Origin of the sequence: Candidatus Accumulibacter contiguus (assembly GCF_036625285.1) — a bacterium.
Lineage (GTDB): Bacteria > Pseudomonadota > Gammaproteobacteria > Burkholderiales > Rhodocyclaceae > Accumulibacter > Accumulibacter contiguus.
Genome location: NZ_JAZKUC010000002.1, coordinates 756,842 through 780,109, shown reverse-complemented (window position 1 = coordinate 780,109; position 23,268 = coordinate 756,842). Strand labels below are relative to the sequence as shown.

Genomic DNA, 23,268 nt, shown 5'->3' with positions numbered 1-23,268 from the left:
CGCTGCTGCCTACTTGAAGCGACGTTCGATGGCCCAGGCCATCACGGCGATGACGACGGCCCAGGCGAAAAAAACATAGGCATACACCAGGGGAATTCCGAAGACCGCGGTGTGCCGGTCGAAAAGCGAAAGCAGCGGATAATTGAACAGCACGCAGCCGACCAGGAAAGCCGCGATCAGTCGGTCACCCGCCAGTACCCTGCGATGCATGTCACCCTCCCGCTCCAAAGTGATCAGCACCAGTCGCCATCAGGCTTTCTGGTCACTGCCGTCGTCGCACGACAGCCGGTCGTCCCCCGCACCGCTGGGAGGCTGGCGACCGCCTTGCCGCAGGCATCGCCGGCATTGTCATCAATCGGCACGAGTGACGCAATGCCTTTCGAGCGGAAACCGTTGATAATCACCGTGACAAGAGAACCCTTACCGTGAATGAATCAGACAAGACCATGAAAATCCTCGAGGACAGCAGCCGTAGCATCGCCGTCGACCCACTCGCGCAGCTCAACGAAGCGCAACGCGCGGCGGCCACTTTCGGCATCCTGCAGGCACCGGGCAGTACCGGCGATGACAGCACGCATCGTCCCTTGCTGGTGATCGCCGGTGCCGGATCGGGAAAAACCAGTACGCTGGCGCACCGCGTCGCGCAACTTGTCGCGCAGGGCGCCGATCCCGAACGTATCCTGCTGCTGACCTTCTCACGACGCGCCGCCAACGAGATGAACCGCCGCGTCGAACGCATTCTGACGCGGCACACCGGCGCTTGCTGGATGGCCGGCATCAGCACGTTGGCCTGGTCCGGCACTTTCCATGGCATCGGTGCGCGCCTGCTGCGCGAGTACGCCGGCCGCATCGGTCTCGACGCGGCGTTCACCATCCATGACCGGCAGGACTCGGCCGACCTGATGAACCTGGTCCGCTACGGCCTCGGCTTCTCGGCGAAGGGCAAACGCTTTCCGCTCAAGGGAAGCTGCCTGGCCATCTACTCGGCAGTGATCAACACGCAGGCGACGCTCGGCGAGGTACTGCAGTCGTCCTTTCCCTGGTGCAGCGAATGGGAGTCCGACCTGCAGCGGCTGTTCCTTGAATACGTCGAGAGCAAACAAGCGCAGCAGGTGCTCGACTACGACGATCTGCTGCTCTACTGGGCGCAGATGGTCGGCGAACCCGAACTCGGCCGGGAAATCGGCGAGCGCTTCCGGCATGTGCTGGTCGACGAGTACCAGGATACCAACCGTCTGCAGGCGGCGATCCTGCTGGCGATGAAACCCGATGGCCGCGGCCTCACCGTGGTCGGTGACGACGCGCAGTCGATCTACGCCTTCCGCGGCGCAAGCGTGCGCAACATCCTCGATTTCCCCGGCCATTTCGATCCCCCGGCAGAGCTGGTGACGCTGCAGCGCAACTACCGCTCGACGCAGCCGATCCTGACCGCAGCGAACCAGGTGATCGCTGCTGCCGCCGAGCGCTTCACCAAGGATCTGTGGAGCGACCGCGCTTCCTCCGAGAAACCGAGGCTGGTGACGGTGCGCGACGACACCGGGCAGGCGATCTACGTCGTCGAACAGACGCTCGCTCGCCGTGAGGCCGGTATCCCGCTGAAGGCGCAGGCGGTGCTGTTCCGGACCGCACAGCACAGCATGCGGCTGGAACTGGAACTGACGCGGCGCAATATCCCTTTCGTCAAATACGGTGGCCTCAAGTTTCTCGAAGCGGCGCATGTCAAGGATCTGCTGGCGATCCTGCGCTGGGTGCAGAATCCGCGCGACCGCATGGCCGGTTTTCGGGCCATGCAACTGGTCGCAGGCATTGGCCCGAAAACCGCCGGCAGGGTACTGACCCGGGTCGGCACGGCCCACTCGACGGGCGCGCTGCTCGGGGAGGCAGCGGTGCCGGAAGCGGCAAGAGTCGCCTGGATCGAGTTTGCCAGGCTGATCGAAGCCAGCGCAAGCACCCCCTGGCCAGCCGCTTTCGACCGCATCTGCGGCTGGTACCAGGCGCAAATCGACCGCCTGCATGCAGACGCGCCGATCCGGCAAGCCGACATCGAACAGCTCGCGCGCATCGCCGTCACCTACGCCAATGCCGAACGCTTCCTCACCGAACTCACGCTCGACCCGCCCGATGCCAGCAGCGACCAGGCGGGAACACCGCTACTCGACGAGGACTACCTGATCCTGTCGACGATCCACTCGGCCAAGGGACAGGAATGGACCGCCGTTACCATTCTCAATGCCGTCGACGGCTGCATCCCCTCCGACCTGGCCAGCGGTTCCACGGGCGAAATCGAGGAGGAACGGCGCCTGCTGTATGTCGCCATGACGCGTGCCAAAGAGCACCTCGACCTCCTGCTGCCGCAGCGCTTCTACGTTTCCCATCAGCCGGGATTCGGCGACCGCCACGTCTACGCCAATCGTACGCGTTTCATCGCCAATGCCCTGCTGCCGCACTTCGAACAGATCTCCTGGCCGCCGCCGCCCGAAGCGCCGCCCGCCAATGCGAACGCCAGGCAGCAGACGCTCGACCTCGCGACGCGCATGCGGGCGATGTGGAAGTGAGGCGGGACTTCCCGCTGCCCGGACAATTGCTCGGAGTCGAGTTGATGCGATCAATTCATGCCGAATGATTGGTGCGTAAGTAGATGGAATTTCCTGGTTGAGGATGCACAAATGTTGATCCGTCAGGCAGACGCCTGCTCACTGCCCAAGCAGGCGCCGTACCGCGTCGGCATGCGTACCAGGCAGCAACAGTACCTTGTGCCGCGAGGTCTGGCCACTTTTCAGTTCGACCGCCGACTTTGCCAGGCCCAGCCGTTGCGCGACAAACGCCAGCAGCGCGGCGTTTGCCCGGCCATCGATCGGTGGCGCGGCAAGGCGAATCTTCAGCGCGTCGCCGTGCAGGCCGGCCACTTCGCTGCGTTTCGCGCCGGGCTGGACATGGACGGTCAGAGTGAGCACGCCGTCGGCTTCGCGCAGCCAGTCGAGCACGGTTTACAGAAAAATCAGCAGCAACTGCGCGAGGACGATGGCCACCAGCGGCGACAGGTCGATGGCGCCGATGGGCGGCACGAAACGCTGGATCGGACGCAGGATGGGCCGCGTCAGTTGCGATACCGGCTGGCTCAGGGGCGAGTACGGGCTAACCCATGACAGGACGGCCTGCACCAGCAGCGCGCCAATCAGCAGGTAGATACTGAAACGCAAGGTGGCCAGCAGACCTCGCCAGAGCAGCAGCGGCAGCAAGGTTTCCGGTGCCCAGAGATCGCTGCCGACATGCAGCAGAATCACCGCGCCGGCAAAAATCACCTGCAACAGATAGGCCGGCAGGAGACTCGCCAGATCCAGGCCGTACCAGCCCGGCAGAAGCTTGCGCAAGGGCCTGACCAGCCAGTTGGTCAACTCGACGACGAAAGTGCCGATCTGATTGCTGAAGGAAACGCGGCAAGCCTGCATGTAGAAACGCAGCAGCAGCGCGAAGGTCAGGAAACCGGTCAGCGTTTCGAGCAGGAACAAGCCGGCCTGTGCGATCATCAATTATCCTTGCCCAGCAGTTCGCCCAACTCACGACCGCGGAGGTTGGCGGCCAGCACCCCGGCGACAAAGCCTTCCTTGACACCACGTTCTGCCATGGTACGCAATGCCGCCTCGGTGGTCCCACCTTTCGAAGTCACGCGCTCGCGCAGCACACAGGCCGTTTCATCGGATTGTGCGGCAAGCTTGGCGGCGCCGAGCACGGTATCGATCGAGAGCTGGCGTGCCTGTGCCGGCGTCAGACCCAGCTCGCTTGCCGCTTGCTGCAGGGCTTCGATGAACAGGAAGACATAAGCCGGACCACTGCCGGAAATGGCGGTGACCGCGTCCATGTGGTTTTCGTCGGCGATCCACAAGGTGCTGCCGACCGCCTGCAGGATGCGCTCGGCTCCGAGTCGCTCGGCCATCGACACCGCCTGCATCGCACATAATCCGGTAATGCCGGCGCCAACCAGCGCCGGAGTGTTGGGCATCGCGCGCACGATCTTGCCGTAGCCACCCAGCCAGCGCGAAACATCGGCCAGGCGCAGACCGGCGGCAATACTGATCACCAGTTGCTGCTTGAGGTGTTTCAGTAGCGGCATACAGGCTTCGCGCATCTGCTGCGGTTTCACCGACAACAGCACGGCGTCGCAATCCAGAGCAATGGCGCTCACCGCTTCATAACAACGCACCCCGTAGGCCAGCCGCAGTTTGGCGCGCCCCTGCGCACCCAGTTCGATGACGGCGATGTCGCTTGCCGAAAAGCCGGTCTTCACCAGCCCACCGATCATCGCGTTGGCCATATTGCCACCGCCCAGGAAAGTGATTCTCATGCTCTGTTTCTCTCACCAAAAATTGCGGTGCCAATACGCACCAGCGTCGACCCTTCGGCAATGGCTGCTTCCAGGTCATGCGACATGCCCATCGAAAGGGTGTCAAGCAACAGGCCATTGGCCTGCAGTCGTTCAGAAAGTTCCCGCAGAAGACGGAATGGACGGCACTGCTCGACGAAGTCATCACTCGGTGCCGGGATGGCCATTAGACCACGCAGCCGCAGCTTCGGCAGCGCCGTCAGCGCCTGCGCCAGTGCCGGCGCTGCGGCAAGCGAGACCCCGCCCTTCGATGCCTCGCCACTGACATTGACCTGCAGACACACCGACAGGGGTGGCAGCGACGCCGGACGCTGCTCGGAGAGGCGTTGCGCAATCTCCAGACGGTCCACCGAATGTACCCAGTCAAAGGCCTCGGCAACCGCACGCGTCTTGTTGGTCTGCAGCACGCCAATGAAATGCCATTCAAGTTGCAGCGCGCGCAGTTCGGTGATCTTCTCGATGCCTTCTCGCACATAGCTTTCGCCAAAAGCCCGCTGGCCGGCGGCTGCCAGCTCGCGTACCTGCATGGCGGGCCAGGTCTTGCTGACTGCGAGCAGCTGGATCGTATCGACAGCACGACCGCACTGCCCCGCGGCGCGGGCGATTCGCGCGCGAACGGCTTGCAGCTTGGCGGAAAGTATGGTCATAATCAGGCGTTACGCAGATTGTTGGAATTATAACACTGCGCTCCGCCCACCGCCCCAGGACCGAAGCTCATGGACATCACCGAACTGCTGGCCTTCAGTGTCAAGAACAAGGCTTCCGATCTCCACCTGTCGGCCGGCCTGCCGCCGATCATCCGGGTGAACGGCGATGTGCGGCGAATCAACCTGCCCGCCATGGAGCACAAGGACGTGCATGCCATGGTGTATGACATCATGAGCGACCTCCAGCGCAAGCAGTACGAAGACACAAGGGAATGCGACTTCTCGTTCGAGATCCCCAATCTGGCGCGTTTTCGCGTCAACGCCTTCATCCAGAATCGCGGTGCCGGCGCGGTCTTCCGGACCATTCCGTCGAAGGTGCTGACGCTGGAAGACCTCAACTGTCCGAAGATCTTCAAGGACATCTCGGATTATCCCCGCGGCATCGTCCTGGTCACCGGACCGACCGGTTCAGGCAAGTCGACCACCCTGGCGGCGATGATCAATCACATCAATGAAACAGCGTATAGCCACATTCTCACCGTCGAAGATCCGATCGAGTTTGTTCACCAGCCGAAAAAATGCCTGATCAACCAGCGCGAAATCGGTCCGCACACCCTCTCCTTCCAGAATGCCCTGCGCTCTGCTCTGCGGGAAGACCCGGACGTGATTCTGGTAGGTGAGATGCGCGACCTCGAAACCATCCGCCTGGCGCTCACCGGCGCGGAAACCGGCCACCTGGTATTTGCCACCCTGCATACCTCGAGCGCCGCCAAGACCATCGACCGGATCATCGACGTCTTCCCGGCTGCCGAAAAGGAAATGGTCCGATCGATGCTATCCGAATCGCTGCGCGCGGTGATTTCACAATCCCTGCTCAAGACCAAGGATGGCCAGGGGCGGGTCGCGGCACACGAGATCCTGATCGGTACGCCGGCGATTCGCAACCTGATCCGCGAAAACAAGGTCGCGCAGATGTATTCCGCCCTGCAGACCGGACAGCAGTATGGCATGCAGACGCTTGACCAATGTCTGACCGAACTCGTCAAACGGAATATCGTTTCGTCCATCGAGGCGCGCAACAAGGCTGCCAACAAAGACAACTTCATGGGCATGTAGGCTGGCCTTGCAAGCGGAATAAGAAGAGAGAAAGTATGGAAAACGACCAGGCATTAAGATTCATGCACGAGCTGTTGCGCCTGATGGCCCAGAAGAATGGCTCCGACCTCTTCATCACTGCCAATTTTCCGCCGGCGATCAAGATCGACGGCAAGGTGGTGCCGGTGTCCAACCAGCCGCTGCTGCCCCAGCACTCTGCAGAACTCGCGCGCTCGATCATGAACGACCGGCAGGCTTCTGAATTCGAGGCGACCAAGGAATGCAACTTCGCCATCTCGCCTGCCGGAATCGGCCGCTTTCGCGTCAATGCCCTGGTACAACAGGGGCGTGTCGCGGTGGTCTGCCGCACCATCAACCTGTTGGTGCCGACCCTCGACGAACTCGGCCTGCCGCCGGTACTGAAGGATATCGCGATGACCTTGCGCGGCCTGGTCATTTTCGTCGGTGGCACCGGCACCGGCAAGACCACCTCACTGGCAGCGCTCGTCGATCACCGCAACCGCAATAGCCAGGGTCACATCATCACCATCGAAGACCCGATCGAATTCGTCCACGAGCACAAGAAGTGCATCGTCACTCAACGCGAGATCGGCGTCGATACGGATAGTTGGGAAGTAGCGCTCAAGAACACCCTGCGGCAGGCGCCCAATGTGATCATGATGGGAGAAATCCGCGATCGCGCGACCATGGACTATGCCATCGCCTTTGCCGAAACCGGACATCTTTGCCTCGCCACACTGCATGCCAACAGTACCAACCAGGCCATCGACCGGATCATCAATTTCTTCCCCGAGGAACGCCGCCACCAACTGCTGATGGATCTTTCGCTCAACCTGCGCGGCCTCATCTCGCAGCGTCTGCTGGCCAAGAAGGACGGCAAGGGACGCGCCCCGGCGATCGAGATCATGCTCAACTCGCCACTGATTTCCGACCTCATCTTCAAGGGCCAGGTACACGAAATCAAGGAGGCGATGAAGCGATCGCGCGAACTCGGCATGCAGACCTTCGACCAGGCCCTGTTCGACCTCTACGAAGCAGGACAGATCAGCTACGCCGACGCTTTGCGCAACGCCGACTCACTCAACGACCTGCGCCTGCAGATCAAGCTGCATGGCAAGGAGTCGAAAGACCGGGATCTGACGGCAGGCATCGGGCACCTCGATATCGTCTAGGATTGCGAAGATACCGATAGAGGCGGATAGGTAGGGCTTTTTTGGCCGGCGACCCGCCGATCTTGCGGGAGAATCCGATGCCCCAACTGCTGTTGCCGATCTTTCCTGATGCCGTGACGCCGATCAAGGACCTGCTGTCTGTCGGGAAGCAGGACGGTCAAGAAGAGCGAGCGGAGCGCGCTCGACAGCGCTGCCCCAATGGGGGTCGGGGCGAGCAACGTGGACGCCCGGGTGGCAGCAAGCGTGGGTGGGCTGAATGCGGTGCTCCCCCAGTTCCAGGCGGCCGTTGCCGTACCGCGTGGCGGAGTGCTGTTCGCGCTGCCTGCCTTGTTGGCGGTCGGACTGCTTGAAGGGTCCGAGGGGCTTCCCCTGCCACCGGGTTACCATTGCTCGACACGCTCAAGATCTGTGGGTACCGAGGTGCGTCGGCCACCGTCGATGGTGCTGGTAAGAAAGTTTCCACTTCGCACAGCAAGCGCAAAGAAGAAATCGATTTCGGTACCCTTTGAAAACCGTACATCGATGTTCTTTATCATTATTCTTCCCTGGCACGTTTCTTGATTGCATTCTCTGCTGTGAGCGCACAGGTGTTAGGTGTGTCGATATCAACCTCCCGACCAGCGGTCGGACGACGAGATAGGGGGCAGTAAGATGGCAAATACCAGTCTGCTGAAGCTGGAAGGGGATTCGCGTATCGCCGCGGTGAGCCAACGACTCAACCTGCCGCGGCGGGAGTTTCTGCAGTTCTGCGCCACCGTCGCCGCCAGCCTGGGCTTGCCGCAAGGTGCTGACGCGGCCGTTGCCGAAGCGCTGGCCACCCGGAAGCGGCCTTCAGTGATCTGGCTGCACTTCCAGGAATGCACCGGCTGCACCGAGTCCATGCTGCGCGCCGAGCATCCGACACTGGAAAAGCTGATTCTCGATGTGATCTCGCTCGACTACCACGAAACGCTGTTCGCCGCTGCCGGCCACCAGGCGGAGCAGGCGCGCAAGACGGCCATGGCCGAGAACAAGGGAAGCTACCTGCTGGTCATTGAAGGCGCCATCCCGACGCGCGACGGAGGCATCTACTGCAAGGTCGGCGGCCAGACGGCGATCGAGCTGACCAGGGAATGTGCCGCCGACGCGGCAGCGGTGATCGCCATTGGCTCTTGCGCGAGCTGGGGTGGCATGCCATCAACCGACCCCAACCCAACCGGTTCTTCAGGGGTCGCGGCAGTACTCGGCAAACCGGTGGTGACGATTCCCGGTTGCCCACCCAATCCCTACAACTTCCTGTCCGCAGTAGTGCACTTTCTGACTTTTGGCAGCCTACCGCCGGTCGATGAACTCGGTCGACCAAGGTTTGCCTACTCACGCCTGATCCATGAAAACTGCGAGCGCCGCGCCCACTTCGACGCCGGGCGCTTTGTCATCGAATTCGGCGATGAAGGCCATCGCAAGGGTTACTGCCTGTACAAGGTCGGCTGCAAGGGCCCGGAGACCTACGCAAACTGCCCGAGCATCCTGTTCGGAGACGCTGGCGCCGGCACCTGGCCAGTTGGCTGCGGTTGTCCGTGCATTGGCTGCACCGAGCAGGGTGTCGGTTTCACGAAACCGCTGCATATGCTGGCGAAGGTCAAAAACGTCGAGCCACCGCAGCAATACCCGCGTATCGTAGAGGAAAAAGGGATCGGTGCGACACTTGGCTCGGCAGCCGTACTCGCTGCCGTAGCCGGTGCAGCAGCCGGTGGCGCGGCGATGGTCGCACGTAATCTGGGCCTGTCACACCAGGCCGAGGAAACCAAGAAAGCCAGGGCCGCAGCAGAAAAAACGGAGGTGTGAGATGCATACAGAGGTCACGACCACTCCAGCAGACGAGAACTCCCGTCGCAAGTTCCTGAAAGGCTGCGTCAACGCCGCCGGCGCAGCGGTCACTGCCGGTACCGTCAGCTCCACCGTCGAGGCGCGTGACACCTACCAGCGTCCACCCGAGGCGCTCGGTCTGCTGTACGACGCGACCCTGTGCATCGGTTGCAAGGCCTGCGTCGCTGCCTGCAAGCGGGCCAACGACAATCCGGCTGAGTTTTCGACGGCCGACAAGCTGTGGGATACCCCGCTCGACACCAGCGGCTACACCTTCAACATCATCAAGATGTACCGTAGCGGGACGATGAGCACCAAAGACGATGAAAGCAACGGCTACGCATTCATGAAGACCTCGTGTATGCACTGCGCCGACCCGTCGTGTGTCTCGGCCTGCCCGGTGACGGCGATGACCAAGGATCCCAGAACCGGCATCGTCGCCTACGATCCCGAGGCCTGTGTTGGCTGCCGCTACTGCGTCGTTGCCTGTCCATTCGGGATTCCCAAGTACCAGTATGACTCGCCGACCGGCAAGATCGGCAAGTGCGAGCTCTGCCGGCATCGCTACCAGGAGGGTCACTACTCGGCTTGCGCCGAGGTCTGCCCAACCGGCGCGACGCTCTACGGTCGTACCAGTGACCTGCTGATCGAAGCCAGGCGACGCCTGGCGCTCAAACCGGGCAGCACGACCATCTATCCGCGCGGCAATCTGAGCGGCGGTCAGGATCAGAGCTACGAAGGCTACGTCGGCAAGTACCAGCAGCATATCTACGGCGAGACCGAGTACGGTGGCACACAGGTGCTCAAGCTCTCGGCGGTCGACTTCGAGAAGGTCGGGATGCCCTACCTGGCACCCAAATCGTCGGCATCCACTTCCGAAACGATTCAGCACACGCTCTACGGCGGACTGCTGATGCCCTTCGCCGTCCTCGGGGCAATGACCTACGTCGCCAGGCGCAATGTTCATCATGAGGACGATGCGTCGGCGCAGGAAGCAGGTAAGGAGTCATCATGAACGCTCAGCCACATGCTGCACCGGCGCCGGTTGGCGGCAGCCTGTTCAATGCCACGACACTGGTCTGTGGCGTGCTGATTGCCGTGATGGTGACGATTATCCTGGTGCGTCTTTTTTTCGGGCTCGCTTCGACCACCAACGTCAACGATGGCTACTCCTGGGGTATCTGGGTGGTGGTCGACGTCTTCATTGGTTCGGCCCTCGCCTGCGGAGGCTTCTGCATGGCGCTGCTGGTCTACATCTTCAACAAGGGCAAGTACCACCCGCTGGTGCGGCCGGCTCTGCTTGGCAGCCTCTTCGGTTACACCCTGGCCGGTGCTGCCATCACCTTCGATCTGGGTCGCTGGTGGAATTTCTGGCATATTTTCTGGCCGGGCTACTTCAACGTCAATTCGGTGATGTTCGAAGTCGCAGCCTGCATCACCCTTTACATCATTGTCATGTGGATCGAGTTCTCGCCGGTTTTCCTCGAGAAAATGGGCCTGCGTGACGCCCGCAGAAAACTTGAAAAGGTGTTGTTCCTGTTCATCGCGCTCGGCGTCGTCCTGCCGATGATGCACCAGGCTTCACTGGGAACGATGCTGGTGGTGATGGGTGGCCAGGTCCATCCACTCTGGCAAACCCCGATGCAGCCCCTGATTTATCTGCTTTCGGCAATCACGCTGGGCTACGGGGTGATCCTCTTCGAGTCCTGCGTTGCCGCGTCTGCTTACCGGCGGCAAATCGAGGTGTCGATGCTCAATCCGATGGCCAGAGTGATGCTCGGCATCATCGCAGTCTTTCTGTTGGTACGGTTCACCGATATCGCCGTGCGTGGCGTCCTTGGCGAGGCATTCCAGCCCACCTACATCGCACTGACTTTCTGGATTGAAAACGCCTGTTTGATTGCACCGTTACTTCTGATCGGCACGGTCGCAGCGCGCCGCAATCCGGCCAGGCTGTTCCTGGCGGGCATCGCGGTGATGCTCGGTGGCATCCTGTTGCGTCTGAACGGTTTCCTGATCGCTTTCGACACCGGTCCGGGCTGGAGCTACTTCCCGTCGGTGCCGGAACTACTGGTGACCATCGGCATCTTCGCCGCCGAAATTCTCGGCTACATCATCATTACCCGTCGCTTCCCGGTTTTACCTCGTGAAGAAACGTATGCTCTGCCTGCGCGCAGCTAACGGTCATGGCTGTTGCAGGCACCCTCGATCATGAAAGCCATGACCGTTTCCCTCTCCCCCGACCCCTCCCCCGCGAGGGGGGAGGGGAGCCTTTCGGCAAGGCTCAGGGCAGGATTCATGAGTCGCTGACGCGACGTTCACATTAACGCTTCAGGAGACACGAAAATGTCGCAAAGAGTCACGATTGATCCGGTCACGCGAATCGAAGGTCACTTGCGTGTTGATGTCGAGGTCGACGGCGGCAAGGTCAAGAAAGCGTGGGCCTCGGGCCAGATGTGGCGCGGTGTCGAGAATATTCTGATTGGTCGCGATCCGCGCGATGCCTGGGCGATCACACAGCGCATCTGTGGCGTATGCACAACAGTGCATGCGATTGCCTCGGTGCGCGCGGTCGAGAATGCCTTGCAACTGGAACTGCCGGTCAACGCCCAGTACATAAGGAACATGATCATTCTGGCGCATGCTGTACACGACCATATTGTGCACTTCTACCACCTTTCGGCGCTCGACTGGGTCGATGTGACCAGCGCCCTCAAGGCCGACCCGGGCAAGGCAGCCAGCCTCGCCGAAAGCCTGTCGAACTGGTCCGGCAACAGCAAGGCCGAATACACCAAGGTCAAGGAACGCCTGGGCGGATTTGTCGGCACTGGACAACTCGGCATCTTCACCAACGGCTATTGGGGTCACCCGGCGATGAAACTGCCGCCGGAGGTGAATCTGATCGCAGTGGCGCACTATCTGCAAGCGCTGGAAGTGCAGCGGCATGCCAACAAGGTGGTCAGCATTCTCGGCGGCAAGACACCACATATCCAGAACGTCGCAGTCGGTGGCGTCGCCAACGCTTTGGCCATCGACTCGCAATCGGTACTGACCGTCGAACGCCTACTGGCGGTGAAGGAATGGATCGATCAACTCAGCGACTTCGTGAAAAACGTCTACCTGATCGATGTCGCTGTGGTAGGTGGCTTCTATCCCGAGTGGACGACCATCGGGCGTGGCATCGTCGACTACATCTCGATGCCGGACATTCCTCTCGATGGCAAGAACACCCAGTTTGCCCTCCCTGGCGGTCACATCGCCGGAGGCGACCTGGCCAGCTTCAAGGAAATCAAGACGCATAACGACCCCTACTTCAAGGATGGCGTCAGCGAATCGGTCAAACATTCCTGGTACGAGGGCGGCAAGGGTCCATTGCACCCCTACCAGGGAGAAACGCGACCGCAATACACCGATTTCCAGGATAATGGCAAGTACTCGTGGCTGAAATCACCGACGTTTTATGAGAAGCCGATGCAGGTCGGTCCGCTGCCGCGCGTTCTGGGTATGGTCGCAGCCGGGCATCAGCCGACCATTGGCTATGCCACGCACACGCTTGAACTGGTGTCCAGCGTGGCCAAGACCAAGGTCGGCATCGATGCGCTGCACTCGACAATCGGCCGTCACGCGGCGCGCGCCGTAGGCTGTGCGGTACAGGTTGATGAACTGGCTCGCCAATGGGATCTGCTGCTGGCCAGCATGGCCAAGGGAGACCTGAAGACCTTCAACAAGCCGGCATTTCCGAAAGGCGAGATCTCCGGCGTCGGCATCCATGAAGCACCGCGCGGTGTTCTTTCGCACTGGATCGTGATCAACGATGGGAAGATCAGGAACTACCAGTGCGTCGTTCCCACCACATGGAATGCAGCGCCGCGCAACGAGAAGGACGAACCTGGCGCCTACGAGGCCTGCCTGGCGGGAACGCCAGTCGCGATTCCCGATCAACCGCTCGAAGTGCTGCGCACGGTGCACTCCTTTGACCCTTGCCTGGCCTGTGCGGTGCATGTCGTCGATCAGGAAAAGCAACCGGTGGTCAAGGTCAAGGCAGCATGATCGGGCACGCGGCTGCATTCACAGAGGCACCGGGATGCCATCCCGATCCCTCGCAACTCGCCCTGCACCCGCACTAGCGATGCGCATTGTCGTCCTGGGTGTTGGCAACATCCTGCTAAGCGATGAAGGGCTTGGCGTGCGTATCGTCGAGCGCCTGCCGCTGAGTTATTCCTTGCCACCGGAAGTCGAGCTGATCGACGGTGGCACCTGCGGCATGGAAATGCTCGAGAATCTCGAGGGCCTCGACGCGCTGATCATGATTGACGCGATACGCGCCGGCAAGCCCCCGGGTACGCCGATCCGGCTGGCGGATACAGCCGTACCGGTATTCTTCAAGACCAAGCTGTCGCCGCACCAGATCGGTCTATGCGACGTTCTGGCCACCCTCGCGATGCTGGGCAGGGCTCCGCGACACACCACTATCCTTGGCCTGCAGCCGCAGTCTCTGGCGCTGGGCATGGAGCTGAGCAGTGCAGTCGAAGCCGGCATGCCGAAACTGCTGCACATGCTGGTCGAGGAACTGGCGATGCTGGGAATCAGCGCGTCGCCGCTCGCTGGCGAACCTGCCTGATGTGCCTGTCGATCCCCATGCAAATCGTTGCGCTGGAAAACGAAAGCGGTGAGTTCGCGATCGTCGAGCGGCGAGAAGGAGAGTCGCTGCGGCGGGAACGGGTAAACCTGATGCTGATCGGCCGGCAACCGCCGGGGACATGGATTCTGGCTTCCCTCGGCTTGGCCAGGGAAGTTCTTGATGATCGGGAGCGGGCTCTGATCGAAGATGCGCTTGCCGCACTCGCCGCCTCTCTGGCGGGTCGCTATGATTCGTCGCAGCATTTTACCGACCTGCGCGATACGCTCAACGACCTGAACGACCGGCAATGAGCCCGCGTTCTCGCAATGCGGCCTTTCAGGCACCGCAACCTCCCCCGGCTGAACCCATCATCGAGAACCCGGCAGCGCGACTGGAGGCGATGTATCTGCACATCTGGACGACCAGTATGCACAATCTGCCTTTCGTCAATGCCGCCTTGTCGGTTGAAGCGGTTGGCTTCCGCCGCTGGAATTCCACCCACTGGTCTGCCGTCGGCCCGTCGCTGCCTGCACCGGGAGCCGGCGATGCAGAGCACGAGTCGGGTGACTGGGTGGGAGCAGTCATCACGCCCTGGTTCATCAATCTCTTTATCCTGCCCGGTGGCGGAAACCTGTGGTCTGACCGACGTTCCGGCGAGCGCTGCCAGATCACTTTTCCGATTGGCCCGTTAGAGTTCATTGCCGATTACAACCCATCCGCAGTGATCCCCTCGTACCAGTATTGCCCCTTGTTCGCGCCTCCCAGCCAGATCGCCTCGCAGACCGCTGCACGCGCTGCCGCCACCGCTGCACTCGATGCGATGTTCAGCAGGATCTGCGAAGAGGATCCTGGTTCCAAGCCTGGCAACACTACAGCCGCACCGGATCCCCTTCGACGCGCATTTTTTCGGCGCATCGCCCGACGCTGAATGCAGACCTCGCAGTGCCTTTGGCGAAGGTGACGACTCAGCCAGTGATGCCAGATCCTGCCGCGTAAGGCATCCCGGTCAGGAAGCGTTCCCTCTCGATGGGGTGTATGCTTGCCATTGTCTGGTGTATGTGACACTCTCCGTTTATTCCCTTGCGTGTTCGATTCGATGATGCATTTCCTGGCCGACGATGGCGAAGTGATCCACCTGCAGGTTTCCGGCAACGGCTCGCCGATCATCATGTTGCACGGCTGGACAGCCAGCCACCGTGAATGGTCACCGTTTCTTGACCAACTGACACCGCATCATCGTGTCTTCCGATGGGACGCCCGCGGCCACGGTGGACATCGGCTGACGCGAGATACCGTGCCAACGGTTCAGCGTATGGCGCAAGACCTGCATAACCTGATCGACCACTATCATCTGGACAATTTGGTGGCAGTCGGCCACTCCCTGGGCGCCTTGACCCTGTGGCAGTACATCAAGGAACATGGCTGCGGAAAGCTGCGCAAGGTCTGCTTTCTGGACCAGTCACCAAAACTTCTCACCGATTCCGAATGGTTGAATGGGATCTACGGCGATTTCGATCACGACCGTTCCGCAGCTTTTCTGAACCATCTCCAGACCGACTTTGCGGAATCCGTTCTCCGGCTGGGTGCGATGGGCCTCAACACACGCGCCAGGGAAAAGTATCATCAGGGCTCCAGGGGCCTCGACAAGGCGCGGCAATGGCTGAAGGACCAGGATCCAGCACCGCTGATTGCCTGCTGGGAAAGCCTGACCGAAGCCGACTATCGGGCGACTCTCGATAAAATCGATATTCCTGCCCTGCTGGTCTATGGCGGTGCCAGTAATTACTATCGCAGCGAGACCGCGCACTACGTCCAGAACAGAATCGCCAACGCCGTACTACATGTTTACGAAGGTACCGATCACTCGCCACACCAGTGGGAACGCGAGCGCTTCGTTCGCGATTTGCTTGACTTCATTGATTCACCTTGAGGCGACCGGCAAACCGTTTGCGAAACTTCGCCAGCTTCGGACTGACAACGACCTGACAGTAACCCTGATCGGGGTTTCTGCGAAAATATTGCTGATGGTCCGGTTCGGCTGGGAAAAACCGTGGCGCGGCGAGCAATTCGGTAACGATCGGTGTTGCCCACAACCCCGCTTCGTTGAGTTCCGAAATCAGCGACGCTGCAATCTGCTGCTGCTCGGGCGTGTGATAGAAGATCACCGACCGATACTGCGTTCCGATATCGTTGCCTTGACGGTCGCGCGTCGTCGGATCATGAATCGCAAAGAAGACCTCCAGGATTTCACGATAGGAACATTGCCTTGCATCGAAGGCCAGTTGCACAACCTCCGCATGCCCCGTCCGGCCTGTGCAGACGGCAGCATAGCTGGGGTAGTCAAGGTATCCGCCGCAATAACCGGAGACTACTGACTGAACACCCCGCATCTGCTCGAAGACCGCTTCCAGACACCAGAAGCAGCCACCGCCAAGTGTTGCCATTTCGCTGTTCGATTCCATCTCGCCACCATTCGCCATCAGAAAGGTGACCGTAGCACGAACGAGTGTAGCGCATCAAGCGAAGGATTCAGTCTATCTGACCCGGGAAAGCCGAAAGCCCTCGCCGCTAAGGAGCGGGAGGGCTTTGGGGGGAAGGGGAGCCTGGCGGTGACCTACTTTCACACATGAAGTATGCACTATCATCGGCGTACCTTCGTTTCACGGTCCTGTTCGGGATGGGAAGGGGTGGGTCCAAAGGGCTATGGCCGCCAAGCATGAGGGGTACGCACGCCGGGGTGAGCGGGTGCGGAGGAAGAAGGGGTGGTGATTGGGGGGACGAATGGGAGTTGCTGCTCAAGGTTATAGGATCAAGCCTCACGGGCAATTAGTACTGGTTAGCTGAACGCATTGCTGCGCTTCCACACCCAGCCTATCAACGTGGTGGTCTACCACGACCCTTCAGGGGGATCAAGTCCCCGGGGAAATCTCATCTTAAGGCGAGTTTCACGCTTAGATGCTTTCAGCGTTTATCTCTTCCGAACATAGCTACCCGGCGATACGACTGGCGTCATAACCGGTACACCAGAGGTTCGTCCACTCCGGTCCTCTCGTACTAGGAGCAGCCCCCTTCAAATTTCCAGCGCCCACGGCAGATAGGGACCAAACTGTCTCACGACGTTTTAAACCCAGCTCACGTACCACTTTAAATGGCGAACAGCCATACCCTTGGGACCGACTACAGCCCCAGGATGTGATGAGCCGACATCGAGGTGCCAAACACCGCCGTCGATATGAACTCTTGGGCGGTATTAGCCTGTTATCCCCAGAGTACCTTTTATCCGTTGAGCGATGGCCCTTCCATACAGAACCACCGGATCACTATGACCTACTTTCGTACCTGCTCGACGTGTGGGTCTCGCAGTCAAGCACGCTTTTGCCATTGCACTATTAGCACGATGTCCGACCGTACCTAGCGTACCTTCGTACTCCTCCGTTACACTTTAGGAGGAGACCGCCCCAGTCAAACTGCCTACCATGCACGGTCCCAGACCCGGATTCACGGGCCGTGGTTAGAACCTCAAACAAACCAGGGTGGTATTTCAAGGTTGGCTCCACCCGGACTAGCGTCCCGGTTTCACAGCCTCCCACCTATCCTACACAAGTCGGTTCAAAGTCCAATGCAAAGCTACAGTAAAGGTTCATGGGGTCTTTCCGTCTAACCGCGGGGAGATTGCATCTTCACAACCATTTCAACTTCGCTGAGTCTCAGGAGGAGACAGTGTGGCCATCGTTACGCCATTCGTGCAGGTCGGAACTTACCCGACAAGGAATTTCGCTACCTTAGGACCGTTATAGTTACGGCCGCCGTTTACCGGGGCTTCGATCAAGAGCTTGCACCCCATCACTTAACCTTCCGGCACCGGGCAGGCGTCACACCCTATACGTCCACTTTCGTGTTTGCAGAGTGCTGTGTTTTTATTAAACAGTCGCAGCCACCAGTTCACTGCAACCCTTTCAGCCTTCACCCGCGAGGGGCTACAACCTATCAGGGCGCACCTTCTCCCGAAGTTACGGTGCAAATTTGCCGAGTTCCTTCTCCTGAGTTCTCTCAAGCGCCTGAGAATTTTCATCCTGCCCACCTGTGTCGGTTTGCGGTACGGTCTCTGGATAACTGAAGCTTAGAGGCTTTTCTTGGAAGCAGGGTATCAATCACTTCGCGGCCGAAGCCACTCGTTATCACGCCTCGACATTGATCTCCCGGATTTGCCTAAGAGACCTGCCTACACGCTTGAACCGGGACGTCCAACACCCGGCTGACCTAACCTTCTCCGTCCCCCCATCGCATTACCAAGAGGTACAGGAATATTGACCTGTTTCCCATCGACTACGCTTTTCAGCCTCGCCTTAGGGGCCGACTCACCCTGCGCCGATGAACGTTGCGCAGGAAACCTGGGGCTTTCGGCGAGGGAGCTTTTCACTCCCTTTATCGCTACTCATGTCAGCATTCGCACTTCTGATACCTCCAGCATCCTTCTCAAGACACCTTCATCGGCTTACAGAACGCTCTCCTACCATATCCTTGCGGATATCCGCGATTTCGGTGCATAGTTTGAGCCCCGTTACATCTTCCGCGCAGGACGACTCGACCAGTGAGCTATTACGCTTTCTTTAAAGGATGGCTGCTTCTAAGCCAACCTCCTGGCTGTCTAAGCCTTCCCACCTCGTTTCCCACTTAACTATGGCTTGGGGACCTTAATCGGCGGTCTGGGTTGTTTCCCTCTTGACACCGGACGTTAGCACCCGATGTCTGTCTCCCAAGCTGCACTCGACGGTATTCTGAGTTTGCAATGGTTTGGTAAGTCGCGATGACCCCCTAGCCATAACAGTGCTTTACCCCCGTCGGTGATACTTGAGGCACTACCTAAATAGTTTTCGGAGAGAACCAGCTATTTCCAAGTTTGTTTAGCCTTTCACCCCTATCCACAGCTCATCCCCTAATTTTTCAACATTAGTGGGTTCGGACCTCCAGTGCGTGTTACCGCACCTTCATCCTGGCCATGGATAGATCACTTGGTTTCGGGTCTACGTCCAGCAACTATCGCCCTTATCAGACTCGGTTTCCCTACGCCTCCCCTATTCGGTTAAGCTCGCTACTGAACGTAAGTCGCTGACCCATTATACAAAAGGTACGCAGTCACCCCACGAAGGGGCTCCCACTGTTTGTATGCATGCGGTTTCAGGATCTATTTCACTCCCCTCCCGGGGTTCTTTTCGCCTTTCCCTCACGGTACTGGTTCACTATCGGTCGATTACGAGTATTTAGCCTTGGAGGATGGGCCCCCCATATTCAGACAGGATTTCTCGTGCCCCGCCCTACTTGTCGCAAGCTTAGTACCACGATCGGGTTTTCGCGTACGGGGCTGTCACCCACTACGGCGCCACTTTCCAGAGGCTTCCGCTAACGCCATCGCTATCACTTGCAGGCTGTTCCCATTTCGCTCGCCACTACTTTGGGAATCTCGGTTGATTTCTTTTCCTCCGGCTACTTAGATGTTTCAGTTCGCCGGGTTCGCTTCCTCACGCCTATGGATTCAGCGTGGGATACTCCTTGCGGAGTGGGTTTCCCCATTCGGACATCTCTGGATCAAAGCTTCATTGCCAGCTCCCCAGAGCTTTTCGCAGGCTTGTACGTCCTTCTTCGCCTGTAATCGCCAAGGCATCCACCACATGCACTTATTCGCTTGATCCTATAACCTTGAGCTCTCTTGCGAGACTCACGTTACAGGCAACTCTTTCGTGCTCCCCCTGCCTGCAGGGGGGTTGATGCAATCACCACCGTATTGCCGACTCCCAATCCCTTGGGAAATCCGCAATACAACCTTCTTCCAGTTTGTTAAAGAGCACATACCCGGTAACGGGTCAGGCCTGCAGGGTCAACCACCCCGCAGGCCTGACACTTCACCTCGGCAGTATTGGTGGAGGATGACGGGATCGAACCGACGACCCCCTGCTTGCAAAGCAGGTGCTCTCCCAGCTGAGCTAATCCCCCGCTGATCGGCTACCCGCACCGCTCCAGCTTCACGCCGCATCGGGTCCATCCCGGCCTGCGCACCTCGCAGGCCTGCCGTCGATCCGCTGGTGGGTCTGGTTGGAATCGAACCAACGACCCTCGCCTTATCAAGACGATGCTCTAACCGACTGAGCTACAGACCCCTGCGCTTGTGCCGCTTGCGACAACCGATAGGTTGTGAGCTCTCGATCCAGTTTTTCTCTAGAAAGGAGGTGATCCAGCCGCAGGTTCCCCTACGGCTACCTTGTTACGACTTCACCCCAGTCACGAACCCTGCCGTGGTAATCGCCCTCCTTGCGGTTAGGCTAACTACTTCTGGCAGAACCCGCTCCCATGGTGTGACGGGCGGTGTGTACAAGACCCGGGAACGTATTCACCGCGACATGCTGATCCGCGATTACTAGCGATTCCGACTTCACGCAGTCGAGTTGCAGACTGCGATCCGGACTACGATCGGCTTTCTGAGATTGGCTCCCCCTCGCGGGTTGGCAACCCTCTGAACCGACCATTGTATGACGTGTGAAGCCCTACCCATAAGGGCCATGAGGACTTGACGTCATCCCCACCTTCCTCCGGTTTGTCACCGGCAGTCTCATTAAAGTGCCCAACTCAATGATGGCAATTAATGACAAGGGTTGCGCTCGTTGCGGGACTTAACCCAACATCTCACGACACGAGCTGACGACAGCCATGCAGCACCTGTGTTCAGGCTCTCTTTCGAGCACTCCCAAATCTCTTCGGGATTCCTGACATGTCAAGGGTAGGTAAGGTTTTTCGCGTTGCATCGAATTAATCCACATCATCCACCGCTTGTGCGGGTCCCCGTCAATTCCTTTGAGTTTTAGCCTTGCGGCCGTACTCCCCAGGCGGTCAACTTCACGCGTTAGCTACGGCACTAAAAGGTTTAACCCTCCCAACACCTAGTTGACATCGTTTAGGGCGTGGACTACCAGGGTATCTAATCCTGTTTGCTCCCCACGCTTTCGTGCATGAGCGTCAGTATTGGCCCAGGGGGCTGCCTTCGCCATCGGTGTTCCTCCACATCTCTACGCATTTCACTGCTACACGTGGAATTCCACCCCCCTCTGCCAAACTCCAGCTGGGCAGTCTCAAATGCAGTTCCCAGGTTGAGCCCGGGGATTTCACATCTGACTTATCCAACCGCCTGCGCACGCTTTACGCCCAGTAATTCCGATTAACGCTCGCACCCTACGTATTACCGCGGCTGCTGGCACGTAGTTAGCCGGTGCTTCTTCTCCAGGTACCGTCATCTACACAGGGTATTATCCCGTGCAATTTCTTCCCCACCGAAAGAGCTTTACAACCCGAAGGCCTTCTTCACTCACGCGGCATGGCTGGATCAGGCTTGCGCCCATTGTCCAAAATTCCCCACTGCTGCCTCCCGTAGGAGTCTGGGCCGTGTCTCAGTCCCAGTGTGGCGGATCATCCTCTCAGACCCGCTACGGATCGTCGCCTTGGTAGGCCTTTACCCCACCAACTAGCTAATCCGACATCGGCCGCTCCTCGAACGCAAGGTCTTGCGATCCCCTGCTTTCCTGCTCACAGAATATGCGGTATTAGCGTAACTTTCGCTACGTTATCCCCCATTCCAGGGCACGTTCCGATGCTTTACTCACCCGTCCGCCACTCGCCACCAGAGTGTTACCACCCCGTGCTGCCGTTCGACTTGCATGTGTAAGGCATGCCGCCAGCGTTTAATCTGAGCCAGGATCAAACTCTTCAGTTCAATTCCTAAAACTCTCGCTTGACGTCTACTCCATCAACCAGGATTCCTCCCAATCAATGGCTTTTCCATCTGTGCGAGTCCTTCTTATCCTTTATCCATCCGCTTGCGCAGATCTTCCCAGATCAAGAACCCACACCTATCGGTTGTCCAATTTTTAAAGAGCTGCAGGGCGGCCACCAGGTCATCCTGCCTTGTTGCGATGCTGCTGTTTCCGTGCTGCCTGAGCAGCGAGAGGGCGCATTATACAGGCGTTTGCTGCGGCGTCAATAACTGATTTCTCAAACCTGCCAGCAGCTTCTCTCGCTACCAGCGCCTTCCCGAAGGACTGCGCTGAAGCTTGCCGAATGTACATAACAAGCTGTTTTTAATCAGCTTTTTTTGCGTCTTCAGCAACGAAGGAGCGGATTATACAGGGCCACACCGGAACGTCAACCCTCTTGTCCAACTATTTCACACGGCTTGCCTGCACGCTCGGCAAGTTACTCTCGCGAAGGCTCAGGCAATGCTGACGCGCGCGAACTTGCGCTTGCCAACTTGCACGACGTAGGTGCCTTTGCCCGACAGAACGAGGTTCCTGTCATCGACCCTGCTACCGTCGATCCTGACCCCGCCCTGATCAATCATGCGCAAGGCCTCCGACGTGCTGGAGGTCAGTCCCGCCTGCTTGAGAACCTGCGCAATGCTCAGGGACTGGTCGATGGCCAGCAGGCTGACTTCCGGAATGTTATCGGGGATGGCACCCTGACGGAAACGTGCATCAAAATCGGCCAGCGCCCGCACCGCGGCAGAGGCGCCATGAAAGCGCTCTACGATTTCCTGTGCCAGCAGCACCTTGATGTCGCGCGGATTGCGACCGCCCATGACCTCGTGCTGCAAGCCGGCAATGTCCTCGATGCTGCGGAACGAAAGCAGCTCGAAGTAGCGCCACATCAGCTCATCCGAAACCGACATCAGCTTCCCGAACATTTCGTCTGGCGGCTCATTGATTCCCACGTAGTTGCCGAGGGACTTCGACATCTTGTTGATGCCATCCAGACCTTCGAGCAGCGGCATGGTCAGGATGCACTGCGGCGCCTGTCCGTAGTGCTTCTGCAACTCCCGTCCGACCAGGAGGTTGAACTTCTGGTCGGAACCGCCCAGTTCCACATCGGCCTTCATCGCCACCGAGTCATAACCCTGGCAAAGCGGATAGAGCAGTTCGTGAATGGCGATTGGCTGACCATTGCGGTAGCGCTTGGCGAAATCATCGCGCTCCAGCATCCGCGCAACGGTATGCAAAGCCGCCAGGCGAATCAGCCCCGAGGCACCCAAAGGATCGAACCAGACCGAATTGAAGCAGATCTCGGTCCGCTCGGGGTCGAGAATCTTGCACACCTGTTCCTGGTAAGTTCTGGCGTTATCGACGATCTGCTCGCGCGACAGTGGCGGTCGAGTCACATTCTTGCCCGTTGGATCACCAATCATGCCGGTGAAGTCGCCAATCAGGAACAGCACATGATGACCGAGGTTCTGGAAGTGTCTGAGCTTGTTGATCAGCACGGTGTGCCCGAGATGCAGATCCGGAGCGGTCGGATCAAAACCAGCCTTGATCCGGAGCGGCCGACCAGTCTTCAGCCTTTCACGCAGTTCGGCTTCAATCAGCAGTTCTTCCGCCCCGCGCTTGATCTGCTCGAGTTCTTCTTCAATGGCGCGCATGCAGACCTCTTCTCGCTGGCGTGGAGTGCTTC

At 59.2% G+C, this 23,268-nt stretch carries 19 protein-coding genes, 2 tRNA genes and 3 rRNA genes; 12 read left to right on the top strand and 12 right to left on the bottom strand.

What is annotated here, in order from left to right; all coding sequences use genetic code 11:
• Positions 1–9: 9 nt before the first annotated feature.
• Positions 10–210 carry a hypothetical protein gene (locus tag V5B59_RS22170; RefSeq protein WP_034920411.1) on the bottom strand — a complete coding sequence of 67 codons (201 nt, stop codon included), beginning with the start codon at positions 208–210 and terminating at the stop codon, positions 10–12.
• A 236-nt stretch (positions 211–446) separates the two neighbouring features.
• Between V5B59_RS22170 and V5B59_RS22165 the strand changes: the two genes are divergently transcribed.
• The gene (locus V5B59_RS22165) at positions 447–2,555 is read left to right on the top strand and encodes an ATP-dependent helicase (protein ID WP_169071297.1); all 2,109 of its coding nucleotides are present in this window, start codon (positions 447–449) and stop codon (positions 2,553–2,555) included.
• Between the two features lie 138 nt (positions 2,556–2,693).
• On the opposite strand, the gene V5B59_RS22160 is transcribed toward V5B59_RS22165, so the two are convergent.
• The 4 genes from V5B59_RS22160 to V5B59_RS22145 are packed head-to-tail and all read right to left on the bottom strand — an operon-like array spanning position 2,694 to position 5,028.
• Complete coding sequence (locus V5B59_RS22160) at positions 2,694–2,984, bottom strand: DUF167 domain-containing protein (protein WP_034920415.1); 291 nt, start codon at positions 2,982–2,984, stop codon at positions 2,694–2,696.
• Between the two features lie 3 nt (positions 2,985–2,987).
• Positions 2,988–3,527 (bottom strand): YggT family protein, encoded by a 540-nt coding sequence (locus V5B59_RS22155; RefSeq protein ID WP_034920418.1) that lies wholly within the window; start codon positions 3,525–3,527, stop codon positions 2,988–2,990.
• Positions 3,527–4,342, bottom strand: a complete 816-nt coding sequence (gene proC, locus V5B59_RS22150) for a pyrroline-5-carboxylate reductase (RefSeq protein WP_034920419.1) — start codon at positions 4,340–4,342, stop codon at positions 3,527–3,529. Before proC ends, V5B59_RS22155 begins: the two co-directional genes overlap by 1 nt.
• Positions 4,339–5,028, bottom strand: coding sequence for a YggS family pyridoxal phosphate-dependent enzyme (locus tag V5B59_RS22145; protein WP_169071287.1), 690 nt, complete (start codon positions 5,026–5,028; stop codon positions 4,339–4,341). The genes proC and V5B59_RS22145 overlap by 4 nt, the downstream gene beginning before the upstream one ends.
• Positions 5,029–5,097: 69 nt before the next feature.
• Here V5B59_RS22145 and V5B59_RS22140 point away from each other — a divergent pair, with 69 nt between their 5' ends.
• The 11 genes from V5B59_RS22140 to V5B59_RS22095 all read left to right on the top strand — a co-directional run bounded on the left by V5B59_RS22140 (position 5,098) and on the right by V5B59_RS22095 (position 15,712).
• On the top strand, positions 5,098–6,144 hold the full coding sequence (locus V5B59_RS22140) for a type IV pilus twitching motility protein PilT (protein ID WP_169071288.1): 1,047 nt from the start codon (positions 5,098–5,100) through the stop codon (positions 6,142–6,144).
• A gap of 35 nt (positions 6,145–6,179) precedes the next feature.
• Positions 6,180–7,316 carry a PilT/PilU family type 4a pilus ATPase gene (locus tag V5B59_RS22135; protein WP_169071289.1) on the top strand — a complete coding sequence of 379 codons (1,137 nt, stop codon included), beginning with the start codon at positions 6,180–6,182 and terminating at the stop codon, positions 7,314–7,316.
• A gap of 198 nt (positions 7,317–7,514) precedes the next feature.
• Complete coding sequence (locus tag V5B59_RS26405) at positions 7,515–7,877, top strand: putative transposase (RefSeq protein ID WP_353739865.1); 363 nt, start codon at positions 7,515–7,517, stop codon at positions 7,875–7,877.
• Positions 7,878–7,967: 90 nt separating this feature from the next.
• The gene (locus tag V5B59_RS22130) at positions 7,968–9,140 is read left to right on the top strand and encodes a hydrogenase small subunit (RefSeq protein ID WP_034915901.1); all 1,173 of its coding nucleotides are present in this window, start codon (positions 7,968–7,970) and stop codon (positions 9,138–9,140) included.
• Between the two features lies 1 nt (position 9,141).
• Positions 9,142–10,176, top strand: coding sequence for a hydrogenase 2 operon protein HybA (hybA, locus tag V5B59_RS22125; protein WP_169071290.1), 1,035 nt, complete (start codon positions 9,142–9,144; stop codon positions 10,174–10,176).
• Positions 10,173–11,342, top strand: coding sequence for a Ni/Fe-hydrogenase cytochrome b subunit (gene hybB / locus V5B59_RS22120; RefSeq protein ID WP_169071291.1), 1,170 nt, complete (start codon positions 10,173–10,175; stop codon positions 11,340–11,342). Before hybA ends, hybB begins: the two co-directional genes overlap by 4 nt.
• Positions 11,343–11,507: 165 nt before the next feature.
• Positions 11,508–13,211: a nickel-dependent hydrogenase large subunit gene (locus tag V5B59_RS22115; RefSeq protein WP_169071292.1), complete on the top strand. Its 1,704-nt coding sequence runs from the start codon at positions 11,508–11,510 to the stop codon at positions 13,209–13,211.
• 79 nt (positions 13,212–13,290) lie between these two features.
• The gene (locus tag V5B59_RS22110; RefSeq protein ID WP_034916029.1) at positions 13,291–13,782 is read left to right on the top strand and encodes a HyaD/HybD family hydrogenase maturation endopeptidase; all 492 of its coding nucleotides are present in this window, start codon (positions 13,291–13,293) and stop codon (positions 13,780–13,782) included.
• Positions 13,782–14,093, top strand: coding sequence for a HypC/HybG/HupF family hydrogenase formation chaperone (locus tag V5B59_RS22105; RefSeq protein ID WP_034916027.1), 312 nt, complete (start codon positions 13,782–13,784; stop codon positions 14,091–14,093). The genes V5B59_RS22110 and V5B59_RS22105 overlap by 1 nt, the downstream gene beginning before the upstream one ends.
• On the top strand, positions 14,090–14,710 hold the full coding sequence (gene hybE / locus V5B59_RS22100) for a [NiFe]-hydrogenase assembly chaperone HybE (RefSeq protein WP_169071293.1): 621 nt from the start codon (positions 14,090–14,092) through the stop codon (positions 14,708–14,710). The genes V5B59_RS22105 and hybE overlap by 4 nt, the downstream gene beginning before the upstream one ends.
• Before the next feature lie 168 nt (positions 14,711–14,878).
• The gene (locus V5B59_RS22095) at positions 14,879–15,712 is read left to right on the top strand and encodes an alpha/beta fold hydrolase (protein WP_169071294.1); all 834 of its coding nucleotides are present in this window, start codon (positions 14,879–14,881) and stop codon (positions 15,710–15,712) included.
• On the opposite strand, the gene msrA is transcribed toward V5B59_RS22095, so the two are convergent.
• The 7 genes from msrA to tyrS form a co-directional block, all read right to left on the bottom strand.
• Positions 15,696–16,244: a peptide-methionine (S)-S-oxide reductase MsrA gene (gene msrA / locus V5B59_RS22090; protein ID WP_169071295.1), complete on the bottom strand. Its 549-nt coding sequence runs from the start codon at positions 16,242–16,244 to the stop codon at positions 15,696–15,698. The two genes, V5B59_RS22095 and msrA, sit on opposite strands and share 17 nt — an antisense overlap.
• 139 nt (positions 16,245–16,383) lie before the next feature.
• Positions 16,384–16,497, bottom strand: a 5S ribosomal RNA gene (rrf, locus tag V5B59_RS22085).
• Between the two features lie 90 nt (positions 16,498–16,587).
• Positions 16,588–19,471 (bottom strand): 23S ribosomal RNA (locus V5B59_RS22080).
• Between the two features lie 226 nt (positions 19,472–19,697).
• Positions 19,698–19,773: transfer RNA gene (locus tag V5B59_RS22075), tRNA-Ala, on the bottom strand.
• A gap of 87 nt (positions 19,774–19,860) precedes the next feature.
• Positions 19,861–19,937: transfer RNA gene (locus V5B59_RS22070), tRNA-Ile, on the bottom strand.
• A 62-nt stretch (positions 19,938–19,999) separates the two neighbouring features.
• Positions 20,000–21,541 (bottom strand): 16S ribosomal RNA (locus V5B59_RS22065).
• Together the 16S, 23S and 5S rRNA genes with 2 tRNA genes alongside form the textbook arrangement of a ribosomal RNA operon.
• Before the next feature lie 495 nt (positions 21,542–22,036).
• A complete protein-coding gene (gene tyrS / locus V5B59_RS22060) occupies positions 22,037–23,236 on the bottom strand; it encodes a tyrosine--tRNA ligase (RefSeq protein WP_034915354.1) in 1,200 nt (399 codons plus the stop codon).
• Between the last annotated feature and the right edge of the window lie 32 nt (positions 23,237–23,268).

Coding starts and splice junctions, on each gene's coding strand:
- V5B59_RS22170 (WP_034920411.1), bottom strand. CDS start 210: ATGCATCGCAGGGTACTGGCGGGTGACCGACTGATCGCGGCTTTCCTG.
- V5B59_RS22165 (WP_169071297.1), top strand. CDS start 447: ATGAAAATCCTCGAGGACAGCAGCCGTAGCATCGCCGTCGACCCACTC.
- V5B59_RS22155 (WP_034920418.1), bottom strand. CDS start 3,527: ATGATCGCACAGGCCGGCTTGTTCCTGCTCGAAACGCTGACCGGTTTC.
- proC (WP_034920419.1), bottom strand. CDS start 4,342: ATGAGAATCACTTTCCTGGGCGGTGGCAATATGGCCAACGCGATGATC.
- V5B59_RS22145 (WP_169071287.1), bottom strand. CDS start 5,028: ATGACCATACTTTCCGCCAAGCTGCAAGCCGTTCGCGCGCGAATCGCC.
- V5B59_RS22140 (WP_169071288.1), top strand. CDS start 5,098: ATGGACATCACCGAACTGCTGGCCTTCAGTGTCAAGAACAAGGCTTCC.
- V5B59_RS22135 (WP_169071289.1), top strand. CDS start 6,180: ATGGAAAACGACCAGGCATTAAGATTCATGCACGAGCTGTTGCGCCTG.
- V5B59_RS26405 (WP_353739865.1), top strand. CDS start 7,515: ATGGGGGTCGGGGCGAGCAACGTGGACGCCCGGGTGGCAGCAAGCGTG.
- V5B59_RS22130 (WP_034915901.1), top strand. CDS start 7,968: ATGGCAAATACCAGTCTGCTGAAGCTGGAAGGGGATTCGCGTATCGCC.
- hybA (WP_169071290.1), top strand. CDS start 9,142: ATGCATACAGAGGTCACGACCACTCCAGCAGACGAGAACTCCCGTCGC.
- hybB (WP_169071291.1), top strand. CDS start 10,173: ATGAACGCTCAGCCACATGCTGCACCGGCGCCGGTTGGCGGCAGCCTG.
- V5B59_RS22115 (WP_169071292.1), top strand. CDS start 11,508: ATGTCGCAAAGAGTCACGATTGATCCGGTCACGCGAATCGAAGGTCAC.
- V5B59_RS22110 (WP_034916029.1), top strand. CDS start 13,291: ATGCGCATTGTCGTCCTGGGTGTTGGCAACATCCTGCTAAGCGATGAA.
- V5B59_RS22105 (WP_034916027.1), top strand. CDS start 13,782: ATGTGCCTGTCGATCCCCATGCAAATCGTTGCGCTGGAAAACGAAAGC.
- hybE (WP_169071293.1), top strand. CDS start 14,090: ATGAGCCCGCGTTCTCGCAATGCGGCCTTTCAGGCACCGCAACCTCCC.
- V5B59_RS22095 (WP_169071294.1), top strand. CDS start 14,879: ATGATGCATTTCCTGGCCGACGATGGCGAAGTGATCCACCTGCAGGTT.
- msrA (WP_169071295.1), bottom strand. CDS start 16,244: ATGGAATCGAACAGCGAAATGGCAACACTTGGCGGTGGCTGCTTCTGG.
- tyrS (WP_034915354.1), bottom strand. CDS start 23,236: ATGCGCGCCATTGAAGAAGAACTCGAGCAGATCAAGCGCGGGGCGGAA.